This window comes from Gemmobacter sp. 24YEA27, from assembly GCF_030052995.1.
Lineage (GTDB): Bacteria > Pseudomonadota > Alphaproteobacteria > Rhodobacterales > Rhodobacteraceae > Pseudogemmobacter.
On the sequence record NZ_JASJPW010000001.1, the window covers coordinates 3200963 to 3213063 of the forward strand.

Below are 12101 nucleotides of genomic sequence, written 5' to 3' on the forward strand. Positions count from 1 at the left end.
GGAAGGATTTACCCTTCCCTCATCCCTCAGCCTGTTCTGGCCGGAGCCGATACGCCGCCCTGCACGGCCGCCGCGCGGGCGGCAAGATGCTCCAGCACCTCGACCAGCTCGGCCCAGGCGCTGCGTGCCATGGACCGAAACACCCGGATATGAAACTCCGTCTCGCCCTCGCGCAGGACGATTGCCGGGATATGGTTCAGCCCGGTCCGGACCACATGACCGACCGGGAAAGCCGCAAGCCGCAGATCCGGCGTGACCAGCCGCGCCAGCGCCGCCTCGCCGCCAGTGCCGCTCAGCGAAATCCCCGCCCAGGCGCCGGACTGATCGGTCACCGCTGCCGCCAGCCCCTCGGGCGGGCGCCCGCCGAAGAGGAAGGCCTGATCGCGCCCGGTCCAGATCAGGCGCAGATCGCCGGCACTATGGCTGTGCCCCGGCGCCGGAAATTCAAGCCCGAGGGTCGCCAGCGCGGGCGTAAGATCCTCGCCCGGAAAGGGCGCAATCGACCAGACCGGCGCGGGTGGCAGCACAGAAAGCACCAGCCCCGCCCGTGTCACCGGCCCCTGCCCGTCAAGCGCCGCTTTTGCGATCAGTTCAGCCACGCATCCGCCCTCCATCCGCGTCGAAGAACACCGGATGGGTGACTTCGCATTCCACATCAATGCCGCGCAGATGATCGACCAGCCGGATCCTCTCGCCATGCCGTGCGCGGCCATCGGTCAGGAAGGCCAGCCCGAGCCAGCTGTCGAGCGTCGGCGACCAGCAAACCGAGGTGACATAGCCCTGGTCATTTTCACGCTCGACGGCAAAGCCGGGGCGGAAGAGATGCGCGCCGGCAGAAATGGCCCCGGAGGCCTTCAGCCCGACCAGCTGTTCGCGATCAGGCCCCCACAGGCCGGGGCGCTGGCTTGCCGCGCGACCGATGCAATCCTTCTTCGTGCTGACCATGGCCCCAAGGCCGACATCATCAGCCGAGACCCGGCCATGGATCTCGGCATGGGTCAGGAAGCCCTTTTCGATCCGGAGCACATTCAGCGCCTCCATCCCGTAGGGGCCGCCGCCCATGGTTTCGGCCCGGGCGACCAGGTCACGAAACAGCGCCTCGCCGTAATCGACCGGCACCGCCAGCTCATAGCCTTCCTCGCCGGAAAACGAGATCCGGAACAGCCGCGCCTCCACCCCTCCGACCGAGACCGGCCGGACCCCCATGAAGGGCAGATCGCCCAAAGGCTGATCCAGCACCGTGTCGATCAGCGCACGCGCCTTCGGGCCGGCAATCGCGAATTGCGCGAAGGCCTCGGTGACCGAAATCAGCCGCAGCTTCCAGGTGGCGCAAAAGGCCTGCTGCACGAAATCGAGATGGCGCATCACCTGGCCCGCTGCGGCCGTGGTGGTGGTCATCAGATAGTGGGTCTCTGACAGGCGCGCCGATGTGCCGTCATCCATGACAAGCCCGTCTTCGCGCAGCATCAGCCCGTAGCGGACCTTGCCGACCGGCAAGGTACTGAACGTATTAGTATAAACGAAATCGAGAAACCGCCCCGCATCCGGCCCCTGAATGTCGATCTTGCCAAGCGTCGAGACATCACAGACCCCGACCGCACCGCGCACCATGCGAACCTCGCGGTCGCAGGCCTCGCGCCAGGTCGTCTCGCCCGGTTTCGGGAAGTATGAGGGGCGATACCAGAGCCCGGCCTCGATCATCGGCGCCAGCCGGTCGCGCGAGGCCTGGTCCGAGGTCAGGAACCGCTCGGGCGCAAAGCCCTTCGCACGCCCCCCCGCCCCCATCGCGGCGATGGAAACCGGCACATAGGGCGGGCGGAAGGTCGTCGTCCCGGTTTCCGGAATGCCCCGCCCGGTCGCATCCGCCAGCACCGCCAGCGCGGCGACGTTGGAGTTTTTGCCCTGGTCCGGCGCCATGCCTTGCGTCGTATAGCGCTTCATATGCTCGACGCTGGCGAAATTCTCCTGGGCCGAGAGCTGCACATCCTTGACCGTGACGTCATTGGCAAAGTCGAGCCAGGCGCGGCCATTGCGGCCCTTTGCGCCCTCGACTGACCAGATCGCGCGATGGGTATAGGGCGCGTCTTCCGCCGCCGGCACGGCCAGTTCCGGCGCCCGCAAATCAAGCGCCGCCAGCGCCTGTTCTGCGACCAGCCTGCCCGCCGTCAGCGCGCCATGGGTCGAGAAAGACCCATTCGCAGCACCGGCCGCAGCAAGCCCCGGCACCGCAGCTTCGACCGGCACGAAAGCCGCGATCTCTTCCGACCAGCGCGGGCGGCTGTTCATATGGCAGGTCAGGTGCAGGCCCGGATTCCAGCCGCCCGAAACCGCAAGGCAATCGGTCTCGATCCGGAAGGTCTCGGACCCTTTCCTGACGGTGATCGCCTGCAAAGCGTGACGGCCTTTGGTGTCGATCACCACTGCCCCGGCATGGACCGGGCACTCCTCGACCACCGAAACATCCTCTCTCGGGTCGATGATCGCCGCGACCTGGACGCCTGCCGCCATCAGATCGCGGGCGGTCTGGCGGGCCTGGTCATTGGCGGCGAACAGCGTCACGCGCTTGCCCGGCGCCACGCCAAAGCGGTTCAGATAGGTCCGCACCGCCGAGGCCAGCATGATGCCGGGCCGGTCATTCATCGGAAAAGCGATATGGCGTTCCTGCGCCCCGGTGGTCAGCACCGCGCGCCGCGCCACGATGCGCCAGAAACATTCGCGCGGCAGATTGGGCCGGGGCGAGCGGTGGAGACCCACGCGTTCAAGCGCGCCATAAGTGCCGTTGTCATAGGCGCCGGTCACGGTTGTCCGGGTCATGATGCGGACATTCGGCATCGCGCGCAGCTCTGCCTCGACCGCATGCACCCATTGCGCCGCCGGATCGCCACCGATCAGCCCGCCATCCGCGATCAGGCGTCCCCCGGTCAGGGGCTGTTCCTCAGCGAGGATCACATCGGCCCCGGCCCGCGCGGCGGTCAGCGCGGCCATCAGTCCCGCCGGCCCCGCCCCGATCACCAGGAGGTCACAATGCGCCCAGGCTTTCTCATAGACGCCCTCGTCATGGGCCTTTGCAAGACTGCCAAGCCCGGCCGCGCGGCGGATGATGGGCTCGTAAAGCCCTTCCCAAAAGTGGCGCGGCCACATGAAGGTCTTGTAGTAGAAACCGGCGCTGAGAAAGGGCGAGATAAGATCATTCACCGCCATCAGATCATGGCGCAGGCTGCCAAGCCGGTTCTGGCTGCGGCTTTCCAGCCCGTCGAAAATCTCCTGCATCGTGGCGCGCGTATTGGGGGTGCGCGAGGTCTTGCCGATCACCTCGACCAGCGCATTAGGCTCTTCCGAGCCTGCCGTCAGCAGGCCGCGCGGGCGGTGATATTTGAACGACCGCCCGAAGAGCTTTACCCCATTCGCGAGCAAAGCCGAGGCGAGCGTATCGCCGCGAAAACCGCGATAGTCACGGCCATCAAAGCGGAATGACACCTCGCGGGTGCGGTCGATGATGCCTTTGCCCTCAAGCCTCATCGCGCGCTCCTTTGCGGGCGGCGACCAGCTCGACGCCAGTGATTTCATGGGTGAGCGTGTTGCGACTGACAAGCAGCCAGGCAGCGCAGCCCTGGTCGTGATACCACAGATCGCGGGTCGGCCCGGCCGGGTTGTCGCGCAGATGCAGATAATTGTCCCAGGCTCCGCCCGGCGAAAGATCAGGCGCGGTATCCGGCCCCGGGCGGTGGAGGTAATCCTCCGCCCCGTAATAAGTGAATTCACGGCGGTCGCGCGGGCCGCAAAGGGGGCAGGTCAGTCTCACGTCAGGCACTCCGCAAAGGGCGGCAGGGATGATGGAAGGGGGCGGAAAAGAGGGCACGCCCGCCGGCCCTGGCGGGCCCCACCCCGGGATATTTCCGGACAGAAAATGAACGGCGCGGCATCGGTTTACTCCCAGGGCGGGCAGGCAGAGGCCGGCGCGCGGGTCAGGCGGTAGGTGGTTTTGGCGCTGCCGGTCTCAGCCAGATCGCTGAGCCCGCCGCAGCCTTCTTCGGCCCCGGCACCAGGGACCTCCAGCGTGAAACTGCTGGTCTCAATTTCGAGACTGTCGCCTCTGGCGCTGCGGATGGTGAAACTGCCGCCATCGCATTCGACCTGGCAGGTGGTTTTGCCGCCGGTCTCGCCGCAAAAGGCGGCCTGGCGGAAGCTGCGGTCAGAGAACCCTTCGCTGCGGGCACGGCCCTGGTCACTGAAGCGGCCGGTCACGATGGCGGAGATAAATCCATTACCCCAGGGGTCGGGGCCGAGGCTGATCCGCAGCGAGGCGATATGTTGCCTTGGGGTCTTTGCGAGGTGGTCCGCCGTATAGTCACGGGCAAAGCAGCCCTGCGGGATCCGGGCCTCGGCCTGCGTCAGAGCAGAGGTTGCGAACAGGGCGGCAAGGGTAAGACCGGTCAGAAGGCGCATGTCAGTCAACTCCTTTACAGGTCGCGGGAACGGCGCGGGACGGGTGGGTTCCTTCAGTTTCTGCGAGATCCTGGACCGGCCTGCAGCCCGCTCGGTCCCGGAGCGCGAAGCAATCGAGGGACATCCTAAGGGCGAATTCCTCAAAGCTCCGGCTGGTGACGCTGCCGCCATCGCATGCGGCCCTGCCCGGGCTGCCCCGGAAGAGGCGCGGGTTCAGGCGCCTTCGGCCCCCCCTGGCAATGGCCGCGGACCTGGAGGGATCGCTGGGCGCTGCGTTAAACGCGCCTCTTTCGGGCCGCGAAGGGACAGAGACTGCCGGCCTGATCAGACAGTCCGGCGCAGCGCGCGTATGCACAAGGCCCGACGATGCGGCGCAGCTGGCGTCCTGCAAACGCGGCTCTGACCCGCGCTTCCGCGACCGGACGGGCCAGACGGGGCCTGCCTGATCACGCGACCGTATTACTTTGGGAAAGGTTTCAGCCATCGCCGGGCGAAGCTGAAATCCTGCCGGACGCGCCAGCGGCAGTGCCGGGGCTGGCCGAACTTTGCCCGGGCAAATATCCGCGCGGGCCCGCGCCAGAGCCGGGCTTGCCACCATCGCCGGTAAAAGGGCGGCGATCTTATGCAGGCGCTCCGTCAATGCAGGTTATGCTGGCTGCCGGTGCCTTCCTCATCGAGGAGATGCCCGGTCGCGAAACGGTTCAGACGGAAGCGGCGGGCGAGCGCATGGCTTTCGCCGGTGGCCATCAGATGCGCCATACACCAGCCCGAAGCCGGCACCGCTTTAAAGCCGCCATAGTTCCAGCCACAATCTAGGAACAGCCCGTCGATATGGGTTTTATCGATGATCGGCGAGCCGTCGGGCGTCATATCCATCACACCGCCCCAGGACCTGAGGACCTTTGCCCGCCCGATCATCGGCATCAGCGTCATACCGGCCTCCATCACATGTTCGACCATCGGCAGATTGCCGCGCTGCGCATATGAGCTGTAGAAATCCAGGTCGCCGCCAAAGACCAGCCCGCCCTTATCGGACTGGCTGATGTAGAAATGCCCCATGCCGAAACTGATCACATGATCGATCACCGGCTTAAGCCCCTCGGTCACAAAGGCCTGGAGGATATGGCTCTCCACCGGCAGCCGCATCCCGGCCATCGCCGCCACCTGCCCCGACCGCCCCGCCGTGATGATCGCAACCTTATCGGCGCGGATCACACCTCGCGTGGTCTGGACGCCGCGCACCTTTCCGCCCTCGACATCGATGCCCGTCACTTCGCAATTCTGGATCAGATCGACGCCGCGCCGGTCGGCGGCGCGGGCATAGCCCCAGGCAACAGCATCGTGGCGGGCGGTGCCGCCCCGCGGATGCAAGAGCCCGCCATAGATCGGAAAGCGGGTCTGTTCGAAATCAAGGTAAGGCAGCATTTCGCGCACGCCGTCCTGGTCCAGCAGCACCGCATCATCGCCCTGGTTGATCATGGCATTGCCGCGCCGCACGAAAGCATCGCGCTGGCCGTCGGAATGGAAGAGATTGATCAGCCCGCGCTGGCTGTGCATCACGTTGTAATTGAGATCGGCCTCCAGCCCCTCCCAGAGCTTCAGGCTGTGCGAGTAGAATTCGGAATTGCCGGGCAGAAAGTAATTCGCGCGCACGATGGTGGTGTTGCGCCCGATATTACCGCCGCCGAGATAGCCTTTTTCCAGCACCGCAATATTGGTCATGCCGTGGTTTTTCGCGAGATAATACGCGGTTGCCAGCCCGTGACCGCCGCCGCCGATGATCACAGCGTCATAATGCGGCTTTGGCTCGGGCTGGCGCCAGACCGGCTTCCAGCCGCGATTGCCGCGCAGCCCCTCAAGAATGACTTTCCAGCCGGAGTAACGCATCAGACACCTCGGGAATCTCTGCCCCTATCAGACAGCGAAGCCGACAGAATTACAACGCCCGGGCTCGGGCGTGGTGGCGGGCAACGCCCGGTTTTGCCGGACGAGAGGCGCGGCCCGGGGCGTTTCCCCCTGCCAGACCGGGAGCGGGACGGCGGCTAAGCCGGAATTCTGCCATGGACCGGAACCGGGATCGCAATTGTCTGGCGCCGCCTTGCTTTGCAGCGCCCGGGCCGCTTTTCTGATCGCTACGCCAGTTTCTGCCCACACTGCTGCCCGGCGGCAACCAGGTTATGATTGAAGCCGACAGCAATGCTGGCATCCCCTCTGATGCGAGGCTCACCGCCCGGCACAGACCGGTCGGCGATGTGCCAGGTCGGCTGATGATGTCCGGACGGAATCTCACGCTGGCGCAGGATGAAAGTCAGTGGCAGTCGCCGCCCGCAGCACGCAAACCGGTCGCCGCAGCGGATAAGGTCTGCGTCATCGGGCCTGACTATGGCTGATCTGCCGGGGAGAGCCTGCAAAACACGCCGAGGCCATTCAGCAAAGCCTCCATGAATGCCGCCACCAGATTGCCTTCACCCGGAGCATGATCGGGTTCAGGATCCTGCCAGATACCAGAGGTCCGGGGCTGATGGTCGCGATCAGGCGACCTCTGTCGCTGGCATATCAGCAGCGCCGGATTGCTGGAGGCCCTTGCCGACATCCGCAGTCAGCAATGCCTTCGCCCTGCCCCCGCGATCACAACAGGTCCCGGGGACCATGTAGCGCCAGAACAACGAAAAAGAGCCGGGCGTGATGCCCGGCCCCACTGTCAGAGATCCGTCAGAGCCCGGTCAGAACCCGGTCAGAGTCCCTTTGACCGGTAGGTCTTGGCCACGCGGTCAATGGCAACGATATAGGCGGCGGTGCGCAGATCCTCGACATCATCGCGGCCATGCCAGACCTCGCGCATTGACTGATAGGCGGTGCGCATCGTGTCATCGAGACCCGAACGCACCAGGGCCAGCTCGTCCGAGCCGGTCAGGAAGCGCTCTTTGAAGTCATCCGACAGCGTCCAGCCAAGGCCTTTGTCAGCCGAGAGCTGCTCCAGTTCCTCGACCAGGAGGCGCGAGCGCGCCTCTTCCGCCCGGCGCTGCATCCGGCCGAAGCGGATATGCGAAAGGTTTTTCACCCATTCGAAATAGCTGACCGTCACACCACCGGCATTGGCATACATATCGGGGATGATGATCTTACCCTTATGGCGCAGGATCTCGTCGCCGCCAAAGGTGATCGGGCCATTCGCCGCCTCGATGATCAGCGGCGCGCGGATGCGGTCGGCATTCGACTTGTTGATCACCCCCTCCATCGCGGCAGGGATCAGGATATCGCATGCGGCTTCCAGCACGGAGGCGCCATCCTCGATGAAATTGCCGCCGGGGAAGCCCTTTACCCCGCCATTGCGGGCGATCCAGTCGCGCACCGCATCGACATCAAGGCCCTTTTCATCGGTCAGCGCGCCATCGCGTTCGATGATGCCGATGATCTTGCAGCCATCCTCGCCCGAGAGGAATTTCGCCGCGTGATAGCCTACATTGCCAAGCCCCTGGACGATCACGGTCTTGCCCTGGAGGCCGCCTTTCAGCCCGGTCAGTGCCACATCGCCCGGATGGCGGAAAAATTCGCGCAAAGCATATTGCACGCCGCGCCCCGTCGCCTCGACCCGGCCCTGGATGCCGCCGGCATGGGGGGGCTTGCCGGTGACGCAGGCCTTGGCGTTGATATCGGTTGTGTTCATCCGCGCATATTGGTCGGCGATCCAGGCCATCTCACGCTCGCCCGTGCCCATGTCAGGCGCCGGCACGTTCTGTGCCGGATGGATCAGGTCGCGCTTGATCAGCTCATAGGCGAAACGGCGGGTGATCAGCTCCAGTTCATGCTCTTCCCACTGGCGCGGATCGACGCAGAGCCCGCCTTTCGATCCGCCGAACGGCGTCTCGACCAGGGCGCATTTATAGGTCATCAGCGCCGCCAGCGCCTCGACCTCGTCCTGGTGGACAGAAAGCGCGTAGCGGATGCCGCCCTTCACAGGTTCCATATGTTCGGAATGGACCGAGCGATAGCCGGTGAATGTCTCGATCTTGCCGCGCAGCCGCACACCGAAACGCACCGTATAGGTCGAGTTGCAGACCCGGATTTTCTGCTCCAGCCCCGGAGAAAGATCCATCAGCCGCACCGCGCGGCTGAACATCAGATCGACGGAATCGCGAAAGCTCGGCTCGTCGGCGGTCTGCAGCATCTTCATCTTCCTCCAGGGTGTGCCATGGCTTCCCGCCATGTTATCACAAGGTGACCGCTCTTTCCGCCTGACCCAAGGGCCAGAATGATCAAAAAACAGTCAGACCTGGACTGGTTGCAGCGTCTTTTCGTCAATGTGATTCGTATCAGCAGGTGTTTGTTAAAGGTTAATGCGCGAAAAACCTTTCTCAGGTTGTGCGGCGCTGTTCTCTCTCTCCGCACAATCCAAATTTGGGCAGGAACATCGTTTCTTTGCCACCGGAAAACCCGGGCCGGAACGAAGCTCCGCCACATTTCAGCCTGATCATTGAAGCAGTTTCACCTTGGGTCAGCGCGCCCGGAATCCGCTGTTATGTCCCGCTGGACAGTAGCAGCGGCCGGGAGGATGAACTTTTGGTGGTATTTGATCCGGGCTGATGCGCGCGCCGGGGCTACAGGGACGTATGTATATGAAGAAGAAGGCATTTGAAGACCTGTCCGTGCGCCTCTCGCGCCAGATGCAGAGATTCACGCTGGAAGAGCGCGGCTCCATCGGGACAATCATGGTGTTCTTCTTCTTCCTCATGATCCTTCTTGGTGGCATCGCTGTCGATGTGATGCGCTTCGAGACCCAGCGTGTCGCGGTCCAGAATACGCTCGACCGGGCAACACTGGCGGTTGCCAATATGAACTCGGCCCTCAGGACCGACGACGTATCTACCACGCGCGAAGCGAGAGCGCGGTTTATCGTCGCCGACTATTTCAGGAAGGCGGGCCTGCCCGACAATCTTACCTATGTGCGTCTCGATGACGGTATGAATTACCGCGTGGTCGAAGCGCGCGCCGATGTGCTGTCGCATAACATTTTCATGAATCTCATGAATATTCCAACCCTCGAGGCCGTGAACACTTCGGTGGCAGAGCAGAAGATCACCGATATCGAGATCATGCTGGTGCTCGACGTGTCGGGTTCGATGGCAGGTGCCAAGATCAACAACCTGCGCGTGGCTGCGGCGGATTTCATCGACCAGGTGAAGGCCACGGATGACGAGAACCGCATCTCGATCGGCGTGATCCCCTATAACGCCCAGGTGAACCTCGGCGATGAATTGCGGGCGCGCTACAATATCAGCGATCTGCACGGGGTCCGGCATTCGAACTGCGTCGAGCTCCCGATCGGGACCGACAGGGACAACATCTTCCAGACGCTGGCCCTGTCCACATCCCTGGAGATGCCGCTGATGACTGCGGCGGATACAGAAAACACATCGTCGGCCAATGACAGCTATTTCAACTGGCGGACATCCGGCGAAGCCACGGTCGAGAACACCGCCGCAAAGCGCTGGTGCAATCCGAGCACCACAACAGAGATCACGCTGCCGACCAAGAGCATCACCAGGGCGAAAGCCGGGATCCAGGCGTTGCAGGCCAGCGGCAATACCTCGATCCTGCTGGGAATGCGTTGGGCCACCGCCCTGTTGGATCCGGCCGCGCGCGACGTCTACGATTCCCTGATCTTTCGCCGCGTGATGGACGACGATATGGACGGCCGTCCCTTTGCATATAACAGCGCAAGCTCTGTCGATGAGGATGCGCTGAAAGTGATCGTTCTGATGACCGATGGCGAGCATGTGGCCCATAACCGCATCGCCGATGGCTATAAGACCGGCCCGGCGACCATCCGCTTTTCCTATCGCCCCAATGGCGCCAGGACCGATTCAACGGATACCGCGACGATCTGGCGTTCAACCGCAGGCGAATGGTCCGTCTTCTTTGAAAGCAAGGTGGGATCAAATGTCTGTAACAGCAAGCCTTTCTGGGTGCCATCAACGGGATCGTGGCAGAACCGTCCGCTCGGTCTGACAGATACCGGATGCTTCAATCCGACCCGGGTCGTGAGGCCCGCTGACCCGGCCTATATCGCAACCTGGCAGGAGGTCTGGGCGTCCGTCAGGATGAACTATGCGGTACGCCAGTTCTTCGGCCGCCCGCTGGGGGCCAACAACAGCACCAACCGCAACAACGTCTATACCGGTGTGCGCAGCACCCTCTACACGACCTATGCCGATGCAGCGACGATGAACCGCCGTCTGGCCTCCAACTGCACCGCAGCCCGCAATGCCGGCGTCCTTGTTTATGGCATCGCCTTTCAGGCCCCCAATGCCGGCAAGGCCGCCATCCAGAGCTGCACATCTACCCCCGCTTCGACCTATTACTTCGACGTAACCGAAACAGCGAAGATCCAGGATGCGTTCCGCCTGATCGCAACCAATCTTAGCCAATTGAAGCTGACGCAATGAAATCCAGGTCCTTTTCTCTCGGTCGTCGCCTGCGTCGTCTCTGGCGTCGCGAAGACGGCGTGGCCTCGATCGAACTCGCCTTCTGCCTGCCGGTCCTGCTGATGCTTTTCATGGCCTCGATGGAGGCCGGCCTTTTCATGGTGCGCAGCGCCATGCTTGAACGTGGTCTCGATATCGCGATCCGCGATTACCGGCTTGGCCATACGCGGAGTATGAATGCGGAACAGATCCGGGACCGGGTCTGCCGGTTCACGCTTGCCGTGGCGGATTGCAAGAACAACCTGAAGGTCTGGATCGAGCCGGTCAACACAAGCACCACGCCCTGGACCCTTCCGTCGCGCTTTGATCCCCGGACCGGCCAGCTTCGGGTGTTCTGTGGCGACCGCAACGATCCCCTGGTCTCGCCGATTCCCGGCACGGTTCCGGACGAGGCTCATGACCAGAACCGGATCATGCTGATCCGCGTCTGCGCGCTTGAGGATCCAATTTTCCCTTCGACCTATTTCTCGATGCGTCTGACCAAGGACTCGGCCACCGGAAAATATGAACTGGCCAGCGCAACGGTCGTTGTGACCGAACCGATCTGAGGAGATGCGCGTAATGTTTTTCCTGTCCCGTAAAAAATTGCGGCAGTTCGCCAGGGACGAATCCGGTGTCATCATGACCGAATTCCTCATTGTGCTGCCCCTGATGACCTGGACCATTATGGCCCTGGTGGTCTGGTGGGATACCTGGCGTACCATCAACGAGGGCCAGAAAGCCGCCTATGCCGTGGCCGATCTGGTCTCGCGTCAGAAGGAGGTGGACATGAACTTCATCAACGGCATGGAAACCGTAATGGAGGGGCTGATGGAGCGCCCGAACGTCATCTCGATGCGCATCACATCGGTCAGATGGACCTATGACGAGATCAGAGAAACCGGCAGATATTCCCTGATATTCTCGCGCTCGCCCAATGGAAAGAAGACCCCGCTGACAGCGAGTGACGTGAACAACGACCTCCGCCATCTGATCCCGGTGATGAATTCCGGCGAGTCGACCGTTATCCTTGAGACCTGGACCAAATACTATCCGGCCTTCGATGTCGGCATACCAGTGTCAGACTTCCGCAATTTCATCGTGACGAAGCCGCGCTTCTACCTCAGTGTCTGCCTGAGCGAAAACATGACCCCCTGCGAGAGCGCGGCGAGCTGAAAGGCGTCGGGCCCG

At 63.1% G+C, this 12101-nt stretch carries 9 protein-coding genes; 3 read left to right on the forward strand and 6 right to left on the reverse strand.

Features of this window, described 5'->3' with window-relative positions:
• Positions 1-26 precede the first annotated feature (26 nt).
• The 6 genes from QNO18_RS15900 to QNO18_RS15925 form a co-directional block, all read right to left on the reverse strand.
• Positions 27-599 carry a sarcosine oxidase subunit gamma gene (locus QNO18_RS15900; RefSeq protein ID WP_283178463.1) on the reverse strand — a complete coding sequence of 191 codons (573 nt, stop codon included), beginning with the start codon at positions 597-599 and terminating at the stop codon, positions 27-29.
• Complete coding sequence (locus QNO18_RS15905) at positions 592-3519, reverse strand: sarcosine oxidase subunit alpha family protein (protein WP_283178464.1); 2928 nt, start codon at positions 3517-3519, stop codon at positions 592-594. Before QNO18_RS15905 ends, QNO18_RS15900 begins: the two co-directional genes overlap by 8 nt.
• On the reverse strand, positions 3509-3802 hold the full coding sequence (locus QNO18_RS15910; protein ID WP_283178465.1) for a sarcosine oxidase subunit delta: 294 nt from the start codon (positions 3800-3802) through the stop codon (positions 3509-3511). The genes QNO18_RS15905 and QNO18_RS15910 overlap by 11 nt, the downstream gene beginning before the upstream one ends.
• Before the next feature lie 125 nt (positions 3803-3927).
• Positions 3928-4446 carry a hypothetical protein gene (locus tag QNO18_RS15915; protein ID WP_283178466.1) on the reverse strand — a complete coding sequence of 173 codons (519 nt, stop codon included), beginning with the start codon at positions 4444-4446 and terminating at the stop codon, positions 3928-3930.
• A 636-nt stretch (positions 4447-5082) separates the two neighbouring features.
• Positions 5083-6333, reverse strand: coding sequence for a sarcosine oxidase subunit beta family protein (locus QNO18_RS15920; protein ID WP_283178467.1), 1251 nt, complete (start codon positions 6331-6333; stop codon positions 5083-5085).
• A gap of 847 nt (positions 6334-7180) precedes the next feature.
• The gene (locus QNO18_RS15925; RefSeq protein ID WP_283178468.1) at positions 7181-8614 is read right to left on the reverse strand and encodes a Glu/Leu/Phe/Val dehydrogenase; all 1434 of its coding nucleotides are present in this window, start codon (positions 8612-8614) and stop codon (positions 7181-7183) included.
• A gap of 448 nt (positions 8615-9062) precedes the next feature.
• On the opposite strand from QNO18_RS15925, the gene QNO18_RS15930 reads away from it, so the two are divergent.
• The 3 genes from QNO18_RS15930 to QNO18_RS15940 are packed head-to-tail and all read left to right on the forward strand — an operon-like array spanning position 9063 to position 12086.
• Positions 9063-10892, forward strand: coding sequence for a VWA domain-containing protein (locus tag QNO18_RS15930; RefSeq protein ID WP_283178469.1), 1830 nt, complete (start codon positions 9063-9065; stop codon positions 10890-10892).
• Positions 10889-11479, forward strand: coding sequence for a TadE family protein (locus tag QNO18_RS15935; protein ID WP_283178470.1), 591 nt, complete (start codon positions 10889-10891; stop codon positions 11477-11479). Before QNO18_RS15930 ends, QNO18_RS15935 begins: the two co-directional genes overlap by 4 nt.
• Before the next feature lie 13 nt (positions 11480-11492).
• Positions 11493-12086 (forward strand): hypothetical protein, encoded by a 594-nt coding sequence (locus tag QNO18_RS15940; protein ID WP_283178471.1) that lies wholly within the window; start codon positions 11493-11495, stop codon positions 12084-12086.
• Positions 12087-12101 lie beyond the last annotated feature (15 nt).